This window comes from Thioalkalivibrio sp. ALE10, assembly GCF_000381385.1.
Classification (GTDB): domain Bacteria; phylum Pseudomonadota; class Gammaproteobacteria; order Ectothiorhodospirales; family Ectothiorhodospiraceae; genus Thioalkalivibrio.
Genome location: NZ_KB906450.1, coordinates 443254 through 458438, shown reverse-complemented (window position 1 = coordinate 458438; position 15185 = coordinate 443254). Strand labels below are relative to the sequence as shown.

Genomic DNA, 15185 nt, shown 5'->3' with positions numbered 1-15185 from the left:
GCCTTACTTGACCACGGTCAGGGACGGGCCGCCCTTGCGCCGGGGCGCCTCGTCGCCGCCCTCGCCGCCATCACCCGCGTCGTCGCCGTCATCCGGCGGCCCGTCTCCGGGACCGGGGTCCGGATCCGGCCCGGGCTCGCTGCCGAACATCATCCCCTGGCCGTTCTCGCGCGCGTAGATCGCCATCACCGCGGTCTGCGGCACGAAGACATCCATCGGACTGCCGGCGAACCGTGCCGAGAACGACACGTACTCGTCCCCCAGCTCCAGACCCTGCACGGCCGTGGGGCCCACATTCAGGGTGATCTTGCCCTGCTCGACGAAGGCGTCCGGCACGACCGTGCCGTCCACCGTGGCATCCACCAGCAGGTGCGGTGTCATGCCGTTGTCGGTGATCCAGTCCCACAGGGCACGCAGCAGATAGGGGCGGGAAGAAGTCAAAGCCGCAGCTCCCGTTCGGCTTCGGTCAGGCTGATGGAGAAGGATTCGCGCCGGCACACCCGTTCGGCATAGTCCTGGATCGCCTGCGGCAGGCTTTCCAGTTCGATGCCCACGGCCGGCAACCGCCAGATGACCGGGGCGATGGCCGCATCCACGATACTGAACTCGTCACTCAGGAAGTACGGCTTGAGTTCAAAGATCTCGCCGGACGCGATAAAGCTCTCCTTGAGCACCTTGCGGGCCTTGCTGATACCGGAACCCGAAGCCTTCGCGAGGTTGTCCAGTCCCTCGTACCAGTCGCGCTCGACGCGATAGAGCGCCAGACGCGCGGCCGCGCGCGAGACCGGATCCACCGGCATCAGTGGCGGATGCGGGAAGCGCTCGTCGAGATACTCGGTGATGACATGGGTCCCGTACAGGGCCAGATCCCGGTCCACCAGGGTGGGGACCTCGTTGTACGGGTTCAGGTCGGAGAGATCTTCGGGCATGTCGTCGGGCCCGAGATTGACCACGTCCACCGCGATGTCCTTCTCGGCGAGGATGATGCGCACCCGGTGACAGCGCACGCAGTCGTGTGCAGAAAACAGCGTCATAACGGAACGGCGGTTGGCGACCAGCGCCATGGCATTCTCCCTAGCCCGGCATGGGGTTCCGCCGGGTCGACGGTACAGGATGCCGGCGCACCCCGGTCTTCCGGGGCACGCCGACTACGGCTCGTCCCGCCTAGTGTACGTCCTTCCAGTATTCCTTTTTCAAGAAGTACGCCAGCACGGTAAAGAAGGCGAGGAAGATCATCACGAAGACCCCGATCCGCTGGCGCTCCAGCTGCACGGGTTCGCCGATGTACGACAGATAGGTAACGATGTCGCGCACCGCTCGATCGTATTCGGTCGGACTCATGCTGCCGCTCTCGACCAGTTCCAGGCGTTCGTTGCCATCCTCGTCCTCGACCAGCTCCTGCCAGCCCTGCTTGTGCCACAGGACATGCGGCATGCCGACATTACTGAAGATGGTGTTGTTGGCGCCCAGCGGACGGGACTCGTCACGGTAGAACGACTTGAGGAAGGTATACAGCCAGTCCTCGCCGTGGATGCGGGCGGTCAGGGTCAGATCCGGCGGGACAACGCCGAAGGCCTCTTCGGCATAGTCGTCTTCCATGGCGATCTCCATCAGCGAACCGACACCTACCGGCTCACCCTCTTCGTCGGTGACGAAGATGAAGTGCTCTTCCATGTGCTCTTCGGTCAGGCCGATGCCCTTGCCGACCCGGTTGTAACGCTCGTACTTGGTCGAGTGGCATCCCATGCAGTTGTCCGCGAACAGGCGGGCACCCCGCTGCAGCGCGTTCTGGTTGGAGATGTCCACGTTGGCCGACATCAGTTCGCTGGCGCCGGCGGTACCCGCCGGCCCCATGAACAGGGCCGCGAGGCCCACGAAGGTTGCAGCAATCAGCTTTTTCATCACGAAGTCACCCTTTGCGGAACGGCACGGTCACGGCCCAGACCACGTGCGAACACGGGGGCCACCATGGTCACGAACAGATAAACGGTCGGGATGAGCCAGCCCCACATGATCAGGGAGGCCTCGTCCGGATCGAAGCGGACCACGTCGTAGAACGTGTAGATCGCGACCAGCACCAGGAACGCCAGGATGCTGAAGCCGGCCGAACGCTCCCGCGACAGGAACCACAGCAGGAAGAAGAACAGGAAGTAGACCTGAGCGAAGCGCAGGCTCATGTCGCTGACCGCGGTGGTGGCCTGCTGCAGGCCCAGCCAGCCGAGGATCACGAACGCAACCACGAACACCGCCAGGTTGAACTTGGCCGCGAACGAGCGATAGCGCATCGACTTGACGGGGTTGCGGTCCAGCCAGGGGATGACGAACAGGATCACCACCGCGGCCCCCATGGCCACCACGCCCAGGAACGGATCCGGCACGGAGCGCAGCACCGAGTACATCGAGGTGAAGTACCAGACCGGCGGGATCAGGTCAGGGGTCACCAGCGGATCGGACGGGATGAAGTTGTCCGGCTTCAGGAAGTAGCCGCCACCCTCGGGGGCGAAGAACACGATGGCAAAGAAGACGATCAGGAACACGCCCACGCCCACGATGTCCTTCACCGTGTAGTACGGGTGGAACCGGATGCCGTCCTTCGGAATGCCGTTCTCGTCCTTGTGGGCCTTGATCTCGACGCCGTCGGGGTTGTTCGAACCCACCTCGTGCAGCGCGATGATGTGCGCGGCCACCAACAGGATCAGCACCAGCGGCAGGGCCACCACGTGCAGGGCGAAGAACCGGTTCAGCGTGGCATCCGAGAGCAGGAAGTCACCGCGAATCCAGGTCACCAGCTCCGGCCCGATGTACGGGATGGTCTGGAACAGGTTCACGATCACCTGCGCGCCCCAGTAGGACATCTGGCCCCACGGCAGCAGATAGCCGGCGAAGGCCTCGGCCATCAGCACGACGTAGATCAGCATGCCGAAGATCCAGATCAGCTCGCGCGGCTTCTTGTAGGAGCCGTACAGGAGCGCCCGGAACATGTGCAGATAGACCACGACGAAGAACATCGAGGCGCCGGTGGAATGCATGTAGCGGATGAGCCAGCCCCATTCCACGTCACGCATGATGTACTCGACGGACGAGAAGGCGAGCTCCGCGTCCGGCTTGTAGAACATGGTCAGGAAGATGCCGGTGACGATCTGGATGACCAGCACCAGCAGGGCCAGCGAGCCGAAGAAATACCAGAAGTTGAAGTTCTTCGGCGCGTAATACTTGGCCAGGTGGTCGTTCCACATCTGGGACAGGGGGAAGCGTGCATCCACCCAGCCCAGGAAGCCGCCCTGGATCTTTTCGTCCGGATTACTGGCCATCAGACGGTCCCTCCTTCTTCGTCGTCTTCGCCAACCAGGATCACGTCGTCCGTGAGATACTTGTACGGCGGGATCACGAGATTGGTGGCCGCCGGCATGTTGGAGTAGACGCGTCCGGCCAGGTCGAAGCGGGAACCGTGGCAACCGCACAGCCAGCCGCCCTGCCAGGCGGCCCCCATCTCGGGATCACCGATTTCCGGACGATAGGTCGGCGAGCATCCCAGATGGGTGCAGATGCCGATCACGACGAGGAATTCGGGATCGATCGAACGGTGTTCGTTCTGGGCGTAAGGAGGCTGCTGCTCCTCGACTTCGGAGTTCGGGTCGCGCAGACGGTCCGTGATCTTGGACAGCCCTTCGATCATCTCGTCCGTGCGCCGGACCACCCAGATGGGCTGGCCGCGCCACTCGACGGAGATGCGCTGGCCCGGTTCGATCTCGCCGAGGGCGACCTCGACCGGAGCCCCGGCCGCCTGGGCGCGCGCACTCGGCTGCAGGGACGCCAGCATCGGTGCGGCGACTGCAGCCACACCGGCCCCGCCCACGACCGAAGTCGCGGCGACGAGGAACCGGCGACGGCCTCGATTTACGCCTTGGTTTGCCATGTTTGTCTCTCCAAACAACGTGTTGAAAGCGTGATGCGAGGATGCACCCGCCGGGCGCAGCCTGCTCGAAGGAGCCTTGTGGCTCTCTTGTTCGGACCCGACGGGCGGGCAGGAAAATCGTAATAGAATTCCCGAACACGCTAATAAGGTCAAGTACGACGCGGATCGTCGCGGCGTCGCAGGATCCGGGGCGTCCGCCGGCAGCAGACGGCTGCGGCCCGCGGCGCAGGGTATCAGGCCGGGTTGTCGAGATCGAGGAATTCGTGGGTCAGGTCGAACGTCCGCGCGCACCATTCGCCCAGCGCCCGCGGTCCGCCCCGCTCCGTCGCGTGGTGGCCGGCGGCCAGGTAGTGCACGCCCAGCTCGCGCGCCTCGTGCGTGGTCTGTTCGGAGATCTCGCCGCTGATGTAGGCATCGGCGCCCAGCTCGGCGGCGCGGGGCAGCAACGACTGGGCGCCCCCGCTGCACCAGGCCACCCGGCGCACGGGGTGTTCGCCGGCGGTAACCAGCAGGGGCTCGCGTCCGAGGGCGGTGGCGATGCGGCTGGCAAGCCCCGGGGCCGAGAGCGGCTCGTCCGGCGCGCCGACCAGGCCCACGCCGTCGTCACGCAGCGTACCGTCGGCTATCAGCCCCAGGTCGCGTGCCAGGGAGGCGTTGTTGCCCATCTCCGGATGGGCATCCAGGGGCAGATGGTAGGCGACGAGGTTCATTCCGCTCTCCAGCAGGCGACGGATCCGCCGCTGCTTCATGCCGGTGATGACCTGCGGCTCGCCTTTCCAGAAATAGCCGTGATGCACCAGCAGGACATCGGCGCCGCGCTCCGCGGCGGCCTCGATGGTGGCAGCGGAGGCGGTCACGGCACTGACCACGTGGCGCACCTCGGCGCGGCCCTCGACCTGCAGGCCATTGGGACAGTAATCGGTAAACCGGGCAGGCTCGAGTTGGGCGTCGAGGCCCGCAAGCAGCTCGTCACGATGCATGGGAGGGACTCCGGTTCCGGCCGGGCCGACGACCCGGGCAAGGGGTTGGGACTGGGGGTGTCAGGATCACATGATCCGCGCGGGCGGGCGTGCACATGGACGCGCGTTTCCTTAAGGAAACACTGGTCCATGTGCACGTTCGCGCTCGAGACGCTTTTGCGTGCGAACAAGGCGCGGCGACCGCCGTGCAGTCATTCTGCACAAGGAAGCCGCAACGCCGTGCGCGCGCCCGTTTTGATCAACAACGGGCGGCCGAGCCCCTTCGGGGTTGGCGCCCCGGGTTCCCCGATCCTGCGTTGCGCCGCTTGCGGGTAAGAACCACTACCCGCTGCACGACTACCCGCTGCACGACGCGCCTTGTCTCGGAAAACCCGGGGCACCAACGCGCACGTGCACATGGACCAGTGTTTCCTTAAGCTGCCCCATATGGTGAATTTTTCTCGCTTCTTCCTGCAAGCTGCGGCGACCGGCGTCCTGATCGCGGTGGCGATCGCGGTGTTCTTCCCGGACTGGCTCGGTACCGGCGAGGACGGCACGACCGTGGACCGGGTGGCAACGCCGGCCGAGGATGCCACAGCCGCGCCCGCTTCCTATGCGCCGGCCGTGGAACGCTCGGCCCCGGCCGTGGTGAACATCATGGCCTCGCGCACCGTGGAGCCGGACCCGGGCATGCTGCTGGAGGAATTCTTCGGCCGCCGGGTCCCGCCGCCCGGCGAACGCGAGGAATCCAGCCTGGGCTCGGGCGTGATCATGACCGGGCAGGGGCACATACTGACCAACCATCACGTGATCGAAGAAGCCGAGGCGATCGCGGTGGTCCTGCCCGATGATCGGGCGCTGCCCGCGGAGATCATCGGGATCGATCCGGACACCGACCTGGCGGTGCTGCGGGTGGAGACCGAGGAGCCGCCGGTCGCCCCCCTCGGCCGGTCCAGCGATCTGCGGGTGGGCGATGTGGTCCTCGCCATCGGCAATCCGTTCGGGGTGGGCCAGACCGTGACCCAGGGCATCGTGTCGGCCACCGGTCGCAACCGTCTGGGCATCAACACCTTCGAGGATTTCATCCAGACCGACGCCGCCATCAATCCCGGCAATTCGGGCGGGGCGCTGATCAATGCGCACGGCGAGCTGGTGGGGATCAACACCGCTATCTTTTCCCGCTCCGGCGGCTCCCACGGGATCGGCTTTGCGATCCCGGCGGATCTGGCCCGTGACGTGATGACCCAGATCATCGAACAGGGCTATGTAACGCGCGGCTGGCTGGGGATCGAAGTCCAGTCCCTGAGCCCGGACCTCGCCCGCTCGTTCGGTATCGACGATGCCCTGGGGGTGCTGGTCGCCGGTGTGCTGCGCGAAGGACCCGCCGCACAGGCCGGCATCGAGCCCGGGGACGTGATCACTCACCTCAACGGTGACCGGGTGGAATCCCCGCGCGATGCCCTCGACATCATCGCCCGCACGGCGCCGGGCGAATCACTGGACATCCGCATCGAGCGCGCCGGCGACCGCCACGATCTGGCAGCAGAAGTCGCCCAGCGCCCCGTCTGACGCCGGCGCCACCCTCTCCCGCGTGCCGCGGCCTCGGGGCCTCAGCTCGGCGCCAGCGTGGCCTCCAGCGCCTCGAGAAAACGGTCGTTGTCCTCCGGGCGGCCCACGGTCACCCGCAGGTGATCGGCCAGCAGCGAATGCGCGCGACCCACGTCCTTGATCAGCACCCCGCGCTCGCGCAGCCCGGCGAACACCGCCGGCCCCTGCCCTTCGTGCACGCGGAACAGCACGAAATTCGCCTGCGAGGGCACCACCGAAGTGACCCCGCCCAGCGCCTCCAGGGCCTGCAGCAGACGCTCGCGCTCGGCCACGATCGCCCGCGCCTGACCATCCAGCACATCGCGGTGATCGAGGGCAAAGCGGACGCTACGCTGCGTCAGGGTGTTGATATTGTAGGGCAGACGCAGCCGGTCCAGCGCATCGATCCAGGCAGGCTCCGCCGCCAGATAACCCAGCCGGGTACCCGCCAGGCCGAGCTTGGATACCGTCCGCATCACCAGCAGGCCCGCGGTACTCCCGGCCTGTGGCATGAAGCTGTGACCCGCGAACGGCGCGTAGGCCTCGTCCACCACCGTGATGCCGGGATTGGCTTCGATCACCGTCTGCACCGTCGCGGGGTCTTCCAGACGGCCGGTCGGATTGTTGGGGTGGGCCAGGAACACGATCGCCGGCTGCTCCTCGCGGATCGCCGCCAGCAGGGCATCCAGGTCCAGGGCAAAGTCGGGCCGCAGGGACACGCCCCGGAAGGGTACACCCAGCGCGCGCGCCAGCACGCCGTACATCACGAATCCGGGCTCGGGCGCGATCACCGGCCGCCCGCTGCCGGCCACTGCCTGGATCAGAATCTGGATCAGCTCGTCGGAGCCGTTGCCGAACATCAGGCCGGCGCCCTCGGGCACCGCCTCGGCCGCGCGCAGGCGTGCCGCGAGCCCCCGGGCCGCGGCATCCGGGTAGCGATTGAGCTCGGGCTCGCGCAGGGCTTCCAGCCAGGCGGCCTCCAGCTCGCCCGGCCAGGGCCAGGGGTTCTCCATCGCGTCCAGCTTGAGCAGCCCGGTGGCGTCCGCCACCGCGTAGGCCGGCTGCGCCAGGACCTCCGGGCGCATCAGGTCTTCCGGCCGGTCGTGGCGGCCCGCGCTCACGATTCCCGCCGCAGTTCCGCGGAGCGTGCGTGCGCGGTCAGCCCCTCGCCATGGGCCAGCTCCGCAGCGGTGCGCCCCAGCCGCGCCGCGCCTTCGGGCGAGCACTGGATGATGCTGGAGCGTTTCTGGAAGTCGTAGACCCCCAGCGGGGACGAGAAACGGGCGGTGCGCGAGGTCGGCAGCACGTGGTTGGGCCCGGCGCAGTAGTCGCCCAGGGCCTCGGAGGTGTGCCGGCCCATGAACACCGCGCCGGCGTGCCGCAGGCCGGCGTCCAGCGCCGCCTGCGGGTCGGCCAGCGACAGCTCGAGGTGTTCGGGGGCGACCCGGTTGGCCACCGCAACCGCATCATCCAGGTCGCGCGCGGCGATCAGCGCGCCGCGGTCCTGCAGGCTCGTGCGAATGATCTCGGCCCGCGGCATGTCCGCCAGCAGGCGGTCCATCGCCTCGTTCACCCGATCGAGGAAGGCATGGTCCCAGGACACCAGGATCGCCTGCGCCTGCTCGTCGTGCTCGGCCTGCGAGAACAGGTCGGCCGCGATCCACTCGGGGTCCGTCTCGCCATCGCAGACCACCAGGATCTCCGACGGACCGGCGATCATGTCGATCCCCACGGTGCCGAAGACCTCCCGCTTCGCCGCGGCGACGAAGATGTTGCCGGGGCCGACGATCTTGTCCACCGCGGGGATGGTGGCGGTTCCGAACGCGAGCGCCCCGACGGCCTGGGCACCGCCCACGGTGAACACCCGGTCCACCCCGGCGACCGCAGCAGCTGCCAGGACCAGATCATTCAGCTCCCCGTCCGGCGCCGGCACCACCATGATCAGCTGCTCGACCCCCGCGACCCGCGCCGGCACCGCATTCATCAGCACCGAGGACGGGTAGGCGGCCTTGCCGCCCGGCACATACAGCCCCACCGAGTCCAGCGGCGTCACCCGCTGCCCCAGCACCGTGCCGTCGGCGTCGGTGAACTGCCAGTCCTGCATCGACTGGTGTCGGGCGTATTCGCCGATGCGTTCGGCGGCGGTCTCCAGCGCCTCGCGCTGCGCCGCGGGTATCGCCTCCAGCGCCGCCTGCAGGCGTTGCTGCGGGACTTCCAGCCCGGCGACCGAGTCGCGCTCCAGGCGGTCGAAGCGCTCGGTATAGCGCAGCACCGCGGCGTCCCCCTCGGCCTTCACCGCATCGAGGATCTCGCGCACCGCGTCGCGCACCCCGGCCTCCTCGCCGGACTCCCAGGCGAGCAGGCGCTCCAGCTCGGTTGAGAATCCGGTGTCCCGCGTGTCGAGTCGCTTGATCGAAGGCATGGCGTGTCCTCGTGCCCGGGCGTCAGGCCGGGGTGTTGTGCTTGCGGCGCGCGCGCACGGCTTCCGCCAGCCCGCGCAAGGTGGCCTCGGAGTCATCCCAGCCCATGCAGGCGTCGGTGATGCTCTGGCCGTAGTTCAGCGGCTGCCCCGGGAGGATATCCTGGCGCCCGCCGAGGAGATGGCTTTCCAGCATCACCCCGATGATCCGGCGATCCCCCCCGGCGATCTGCTCGCCCAGCACCCGCGCGACCTCCATCTGCTGCGCCGGGTCCTTGCGCGAGTTGGCGTGGCTGCAGTCCACCATCACCTGTTCGGGCAGCTCGGCCATCTGCAGCTCCCGGCACGCCTGGTCGATGCTTTCGGCATCGTAATTGGGCTGTTTGCCACCGCGCAGGATGATGTGGCAATCGTCGTTACCGGCGGTGGAGAAGATCGCCGAACGCCCGGCCTTGGTGACCGACAGGAAGTGGTGCGGCCGCGACGCCGAACGGATCGCGTCGATCGCCACCCGCAGACTGCCGTCGGTGGAGTTCTTGAAGCCCACCGGACACGACAGCCCGGAGGCCAGCTCGCGATGCACCTGGCTCTCGGTGGTGCGGGCGCCGATCGCGCCCCAGGCGACCAGGTCGGCAATGTACTGCGGGCTGATCAGGTCGAGGTACTCGGTGGCCGCGGGCATGCCCTTGACCGCCAGATCGCGCAGCAGCCCGCGTGCCACGCGCAGCCCCTTGTTGATGTGGAAGCTGCCGTCCAGATCCGGATCGTTGATCAGGCCCTTCCATCCCACCGTGGTACGCGGTTTCTCGAAATACACCCGCATCACGATGTTCAGCGCATCGGAGAGTTCGTCGCGCAGGGGCTTGAGGCGGTCGGCATAGTCCAGCGCGGCATCCACGTCGTGGATCGAGCAGGGGCCCACGATCACCTGCAGGCGGTCGTCCTCACCATGCAGGATCCGATGGCAGGCCTGGCGGGCCTCGTACACCGTGTCGGATGCCGCATCGGTGATCGGCAGTTCGTCGCGCACGGTGTCCGGGGCGGACACCTCCTGGATGTCACGGATCCTGAGGTCGTCGGTATCGGCGGTCATGGCAGTCTCGGTTACGTCGTCGCGGGCGTCACGGCCTCGCGCAGGTTCTCAATGAGATTTTGAATCAGTCCATGTCTCATCTTCATGGCTGCCTGATTCACGATCAACCGGGAACTGATGGGGGCAATCTCCTCCAGCGGCTCCAGGCCGTTGGCGCGCAGCGTATTGCCGGTATCCACCAGATCCACGATGTAGTCGGCCAGACCCACCAGCGGCGCCAGCTCCATCGAGCCGTAGAGCTTGACGATCTCCACCTGGCGTCCCTGGCTGGCGAAATAATTACGCGCGATGTTCACGAACTTGGTCGCGATCCGCAGGCGCGTGCCCGGGTCCGGCTGCTGCCCCGGGTGGCCGGCCAGCATCATGCGGCAGCGCGCGATGCCCAGGTCGAGCGGCTCGTACAGCCCGGCGGCCCCGTGCTCCATCAGCACGTCCTTTCCCGCCACTCCCACCGCGGCGGCACCGTGCTGTACGTAGGTCGGCACGTCGGTGGTCCGCACCACCACGATCTTCACGTCCTCGCGAGTGGTGTCGAGGATCAGCTTGCGTGTCCTGTCCGGATCCTCCAGCGGCTCGATCCCCGCCTGTGCCAGCAGCGGCAGGGTGTCCTCGAGGATGCGGCCCTTGGACAGGGCAATGGTCAGGGTGTTGGCGTCCATCATGTCAGGCAGGCTCCCGGCGAATCGTTGCGCCGATCTGGCTCAGTTTTTCCTCGATGCATTCATAACCGCGATCGATATGGTAGATACGTTCCACGGCGGTCTCGCCCTCGGCGACCAGACCGGCAAGGATCAGGCTGGCCGAGGCGCGCAGGTCGGTGGCCATCACCGGCGCACCCACCAGCTGTTCCACACCCTCGACGATCGCGGTGTTCCCCTCGATGGTGATCCGGGCGCCCATGCGCTGCAGTTCCAGCGCATGCATGAAGCGGTTCTCGAACACCGTCTCCACCACCGAACCGGTTCCCTCGGCGACCGTGTTCATCGCCATCATCTGCGCCTGCATGTCGGTCGGAAACGCGGGAAACGGCGCGGTCCGCAGATTCACCGCCCGCGGGCGACGCCCCCGCATGTCCAGATCGATCCAGTCCGGACCGGTCTCCACCCGGGCGCCCGCTTCGTCCAGCTTGGCCAGCACCGCATCGAGCAGCTCCGGCCGGGTGTTGCGGGTGCACACATGCCCCCGGGTCATCGCGGCCCCGACCAGGAAGGTCCCGGTCTCGATGCGATCGGGCATCACGTCGTAATCGCAGCCATGCAGGCGCTCCACGCCATCGACCCGGATGGTGTCGGTCCCGGCGCCGCGGATCCTGGCCCCCATCGCGGTCAGGCAGTCGGCCAGGTCCACCACCTCCGGCTCGCGGGCGGCGTTTTCGATCAGGGTCTCGCCCTCGGCCAGGGTCGCCGCCATCAGCAGGTTCTCGGTGCCGGTGACGGTGACCTGGTCGAACACCACCCGCGCGCCCTGCAGCCGCCCGGCCCGCGCATGGATGTAGCCACCATCGACGTCGATCTCGGCGCCCAGCGCCTCCAGCCCGCGCAGATGCAGATTCACCGGCCGCGAACCGATCGCGCAGCCCCCGGGCAGGGACACCTCGGCCTCGCCGAAGCGCGCCAGCAGCGGCCCCAGCACCAGGATGGACGCGCGCATGGTCTTGACCAGATCGTAGGGCGCAACGCACTGGGTCAGGGTGGCGGGATCCACCTCGATGCGCATGCGCTCGTTCACCGTGAGGCTCACGCCCATGCGCCCCAGCAGTTCCATGGTGGTGGTCACGTCCTGCAGGTGCGGTACGTTGCCGATCACCATGGGGCTGTCGGCCAGCAGCGTCGCCGACAGGATGGGGAGTACCGCGTTCTTGGCGCCGGAGACCCAGACCTGACCGTCCAGGGGCTCGCCGCCGGTGATGATGAGCTTGTCCATGTATTGCCCGGTTCGCACGCCGGGCCAGGAGCGGACCGGCAAAACCCGCAATGATAACGAAACTGCGTCGCCGGCGCGCGGCGCCCCGCCCCGGGCCGGTCAGTGGCAGCCGGGCGGATCCGCCGCCTTCGCCGCGGATTCACTGATCACGCCCCGCAGGTCGTACAGTTCCAGCAGGGGCGCCAGCCGTGCGGGCACCGGCTCGAACACCAGGAAATGCCCCCGGTGCCGGGCCTGGCGCCACAGGGTCACCAGAAACGCCAGACCGGCACTGTCGATGCGCCCGGTGTCGTCCAGCGCCACCCGGGCATGTTCGGGCAGGCCCTGCCACAGCGGCCGCACCTGGCGTTCCAGCCCCGGCACGGTCACGAAGGTCAGATGACCGCGCAGCACCAGGCCCGCGTCATCGGCGGTAATCCGGGCGTCGCTCACCGGTCCTCCGCAGCGCCGGTCTCCTCGGCCACGTCGTCCACCGCCTCCTCGATCAGCTCCTCGTCGCCATCCTCCAGGCGCACGATCAGCTCCTCGAGCCCGTCACGGGAGATCTCGTCACCGAAGCGGCTGCGGAAATTGCCCACGAACGACAGCCCCTCGGCCTCCACGTCGAACACCTTCCATTCGCCATTGACCGGACGCAGGCGGTAATTGACCTGCAGGTTGGACTGCCCGGACCCCATCACGATCTCGCTGGCCACCACCGCCATGCGGTCGTCCTCGCGCGAGCGCCGTTCGATGATGCGCACTTCCTTGTCCAGGTGATCCGCCAGCTGCACCCCGTAGACCTGCAGCAGGGTCGTGGTGAAGGCCTCGGTGAAGCGGCTGCGCTGCTCGTCGGACGCATCGCGCCAGTGGCGCGCCAGTACCAGCCGTGCCATGCCGTCCACGTCGACATGCGGCAGCACCCGCTCGCGCAGCACCTCGATCACGAACTCGGGCTCTTCCTGCGCGCGCTCCTCGTTCTCGCGCAGGACCTCGTACACCTCGTTCACCGAGCGCTCCATCATCTGCACCGGGCTTTCGGCCTGAGCGGCCGGGGCCAGCGTCGCCAGCAGCAGGGCCGCCGCGGCCAGCCATGCCGGCGCGGTACGCGGGGAACGAACGAAATTCGGCAACAAACGCATGGCACACTCCCTCGGGGTTGGGTGGCCGGGATGACTCAGTCATCCCCCATGTTGGTCATGAACCGACCGATCAGGTTCTCGAGGACCACGGCCGACTGGGTGAACAGGATCCGGTCACCGTCCTGCAGGGTATCGTAGTCGCCACCCGGCTCCAGCGCGACGTACTGCTCGCCCAGCAGGCCCGCAGTATGAATGCTCGCCTGGGTATCCGCCGGCAGGTAGTCGTGTTCCGAACGAATCGCCAGGGTCACCTTCGCCTCGAAGGCCTCGGGGTCGTAGCGGATGTCGGCCACGCGGCCGACCCGCACCCCGGAGATGTTGACCGGCGCGCGCACCTTCAGCCCGCCCACGTTGGAGAAGTAGGCGGTTACCTCGTAGGTGTCGCCGTCGCGGTATTCGGTGATGTTGCTGACCTGCACCGCCAGATAGAACAGCGCCGCCACGCCCAGGAGCACGAACACCCCGACGGCCAGCTCGACGAAACGCATCTTCATGATTGCTTCTCCACTTCTCAGTCCCCGCCGAACATCAGGCCGGTCAGGATGAAATCGAGCCCCAGCACGGCCAGCGAGGAGACCACGACCGTCTGCGTGGTCGCGCGCGAGATGCCCTCCGAGGTCGGCGAGGCGTCCACGCCCTGGAACACCGCGATCCAGGTGACCACGAAGCCGAACACGATGCTCTTGATGACCCCGGAGAGGACATCCTCGTTCCAGTCGGTGACCGCCTGCATCTGCGAGAAGTAGGCCCCGCTGTCGACGCCCAGCAGCCCGACCCCGACGATGTAACCGCCCATCACGCCTACCGCGCTGAACATCGCGGCGAGCAGCGGCATGGAAAGGAAGCCGGCAACGAAGCGCGGCGCGAACACCCTGCGGTAGGGATTCACCGCCATCATCTCCATCGCCGAGAGCTGCTCGGTGGTCTTCATCAGGCCCAGTTCCGCGGTCAGCGCGGAGCCGGCGCGTCCGGCGAACAGCAGCGCGGTCACCACCGGCCCCAGCTCGCGCACCAGTGACAGCGCGACCACCCCGCCCAGGGCCTCGGCAGCGCCGAAGTCCACCAGGGTGATATAGCCCTGATAGCCCAGCACCATGCCCACGAACAGCCCCGAGACGACCACGATCAGCAGCGAGCGCACGCCCACCGAATAGACCTGCCACACGGTCAGGCCGAAGCGCCGCACCACCGCATCCAGCGCGGCGAAGGTCCGCAGCAGGAACATCGAGGCCCGCCCCAGCACCGCCAGGGCATTCAGGCTGAAGCGCCCGACCGACGCGATCGCGTCAATCATGGTTGCGCCCTCCCGCGTCCAGCAGGTCGTCCTGATACGAGGCCCCGGGATAATGGAACGGCACCGGCCCGTCCGGCCGACCTTCCAGGAACTGGGCGGACCAGTCGGATGCCCGCGCCTGCAGCGCATCCGGCGGGCCGGCGTCCACCGCGCGTCCCTCGGCGATCAGCACCACGTGATCGGAGATACTCATGGCCTCGTTCACGTCGTGCGACACCAGCACGCTGGTGAGCCCGAGGCTGTGGTTGGTGCGCCGGATCAGGGTCACGATCTGACCCATGGTGATGGGATCGAGACCGGTGAACGGCTCGTCGTACATGATCAGTTCCGGATCCAGCGCCAGCGCCCGCGCCAGCGCCACGCGCCGGGCCATGCCGCCGGACAGCTCCGCCGGGTCCATGTCGCGTGCCGCGCGCAGGCCGACCGCCTCCAGCTTCATCAGCACCAGGGTACGCAGGATATCCTCGGGCAGATCGGTGTGCTCGCGCAGCGGGAAGGCCACATTTTCGAACACCGACAGGTCGGTCAGCAGGGCCCCGGTCTGGAACAGCAGCCCCATGCGCTTGCGCACCGCGTACAGGCGGCGTGTCGACAGCCGCCCGATCTCCTCGCCGTCGACCAGGATGCGTCCCGCATCCGGGCGCAGCTGGCCGCCGATCAGCCGCAGCAGCGTAGTCTTGCCACTGCCGCTGGGGCCCATCACGGTGGTCACGCGCCCGCGCGGCACCTCCAGCGAAAGCCCGTCAAACACGGGCTTCCGGCCACGGCGGAAATGCAGGTCCTCCACCACGATGTGCGGCGTTTCGGCGGATGCGGACTGGCTCACATTCGAGTCTCCCGGGATGCGGGCGCGACGACCCTCGCGGCGCGGCG

General features: G+C 67.6%; 17 protein-coding genes. 1 reads left to right on the top strand and 16 read right to left on the bottom strand.

Features of this window, described 5'->3' with window-relative positions; translation table 11 throughout:
• Positions 1-3 precede the first annotated feature (3 nt).
• The 6 genes from F788_RS0102270 to F788_RS0102245 all read right to left on the bottom strand — a co-directional run bounded on the left by F788_RS0102270 (position 4) and on the right by F788_RS0102245 (position 4896).
• A complete protein-coding gene (locus tag F788_RS0102270) occupies positions 4-441 on the bottom strand; it encodes a ClpXP protease specificity-enhancing factor (protein ID WP_018869860.1) in 438 nt (145 codons plus the stop codon).
• Positions 438-1064 carry a glutathione S-transferase N-terminal domain-containing protein gene (locus F788_RS0102265; RefSeq protein ID WP_019021441.1) on the bottom strand — a complete coding sequence of 209 codons (627 nt, stop codon included), beginning with the start codon at positions 1062-1064 and terminating at the stop codon, positions 438-440. Before F788_RS0102265 ends, F788_RS0102270 begins: the two co-directional genes overlap by 4 nt.
• Before the next feature lie 100 nt (positions 1065-1164).
• Positions 1165-1902 (bottom strand): cytochrome c1, encoded by a 738-nt coding sequence (locus F788_RS0102260; protein ID WP_018869858.1) that lies wholly within the window; start codon positions 1900-1902, stop codon positions 1165-1167.
• Positions 1902-3311 carry a cytochrome bc complex cytochrome b subunit gene (locus F788_RS0102255; protein ID WP_019589130.1) on the bottom strand — a complete coding sequence of 470 codons (1410 nt, stop codon included), beginning with the start codon at positions 3309-3311 and terminating at the stop codon, positions 1902-1904. Before F788_RS0102255 ends, F788_RS0102260 begins: the two co-directional genes overlap by 1 nt.
• Complete coding sequence (gene petA / locus F788_RS0102250; RefSeq protein ID WP_026300780.1) at positions 3311-3916, bottom strand: ubiquinol-cytochrome c reductase iron-sulfur subunit; 606 nt, start codon at positions 3914-3916, stop codon at positions 3311-3313. The genes F788_RS0102255 and petA overlap by 1 nt, the downstream gene beginning before the upstream one ends.
• Before the next feature lie 233 nt (positions 3917-4149).
• Complete coding sequence (locus tag F788_RS0102245; RefSeq protein ID WP_019589129.1) at positions 4150-4896, bottom strand: Nif3-like dinuclear metal center hexameric protein; 747 nt, start codon at positions 4894-4896, stop codon at positions 4150-4152.
• Between the two features lie 426 nt (positions 4897-5322).
• Here F788_RS0102245 and F788_RS0102240 point away from each other — a divergent pair, with 426 nt between their 5' ends.
• A complete protein-coding gene (locus F788_RS0102240) occupies positions 5323-6444 on the top strand; it encodes a trypsin-like peptidase domain-containing protein (protein WP_019592836.1) in 1122 nt (373 codons plus the stop codon).
• Positions 6445-6485: 41 nt separating this feature from the next.
• On the opposite strand, the gene hisC is transcribed toward F788_RS0102240, so the two are convergent.
• The 10 genes from hisC to F788_RS0102190 all read right to left on the bottom strand — a co-directional run bounded on the left by hisC (position 6486) and on the right by F788_RS0102190 (position 15138).
• Positions 6486-7547 (bottom strand): histidinol-phosphate transaminase, encoded by a 1062-nt coding sequence (hisC, locus tag F788_RS0102235; RefSeq protein ID WP_051080609.1) that lies wholly within the window; start codon positions 7545-7547, stop codon positions 6486-6488.
• A 32-nt stretch (positions 7548-7579) separates the two neighbouring features.
• Positions 7580-8884 (bottom strand): histidinol dehydrogenase, encoded by a 1305-nt coding sequence (hisD, locus tag F788_RS0102230; RefSeq protein ID WP_019589126.1) that lies wholly within the window; start codon positions 8882-8884, stop codon positions 7580-7582.
• A gap of 22 nt (positions 8885-8906) precedes the next feature.
• The gene (locus F788_RS0102225; protein WP_019589125.1) at positions 8907-9974 is read right to left on the bottom strand and encodes a 3-deoxy-7-phosphoheptulonate synthase; all 1068 of its coding nucleotides are present in this window, start codon (positions 9972-9974) and stop codon (positions 8907-8909) included.
• Positions 9975-9985: 11 nt separating this feature from the next.
• Complete coding sequence (gene hisG, locus F788_RS0102220) at positions 9986-10636, bottom strand: ATP phosphoribosyltransferase (RefSeq protein ID WP_019589124.1); 651 nt, start codon at positions 10634-10636, stop codon at positions 9986-9988.
• A gap of 1 nt (position 10637) precedes the next feature.
• Positions 10638-11897: a UDP-N-acetylglucosamine 1-carboxyvinyltransferase gene (gene murA / locus F788_RS0102215; RefSeq protein ID WP_019589123.1), complete on the bottom strand. Its 1260-nt coding sequence runs from the start codon at positions 11895-11897 to the stop codon at positions 10638-10640.
• Between the two features lie 99 nt (positions 11898-11996).
• The gene (locus tag F788_RS0102210; RefSeq protein ID WP_018869848.1) at positions 11997-12329 is read right to left on the bottom strand and encodes a lipid asymmetry maintenance protein MlaB; all 333 of its coding nucleotides are present in this window, start codon (positions 12327-12329) and stop codon (positions 11997-11999) included.
• The gene (locus tag F788_RS0102205) at positions 12326-13018 is read right to left on the bottom strand and encodes a phospholipid-binding protein MlaC (protein WP_019021449.1); all 693 of its coding nucleotides are present in this window, start codon (positions 13016-13018) and stop codon (positions 12326-12328) included. The genes F788_RS0102210 and F788_RS0102205 overlap by 4 nt, the downstream gene beginning before the upstream one ends.
• Positions 13019-13053: 35 nt before the next feature.
• Entirely contained in the window at positions 13054-13512 is a 459-nt protein-coding gene (mlaD, locus tag F788_RS0102200) for an outer membrane lipid asymmetry maintenance protein MlaD (RefSeq protein WP_018869846.1), read from the bottom strand.
• A gap of 17 nt (positions 13513-13529) precedes the next feature.
• Positions 13530-14312 carry a lipid asymmetry maintenance ABC transporter permease subunit MlaE gene (mlaE, locus tag F788_RS0102195; protein WP_018869845.1) on the bottom strand — a complete coding sequence of 261 codons (783 nt, stop codon included), beginning with the start codon at positions 14310-14312 and terminating at the stop codon, positions 13530-13532.
• Positions 14305-15138, bottom strand: coding sequence for an ABC transporter ATP-binding protein (locus F788_RS0102190; RefSeq protein WP_019589122.1), 834 nt, complete (start codon positions 15136-15138; stop codon positions 14305-14307). Before F788_RS0102190 ends, mlaE begins: the two co-directional genes overlap by 8 nt.
• Between the last annotated feature and the right edge of the window lie 47 nt (positions 15139-15185).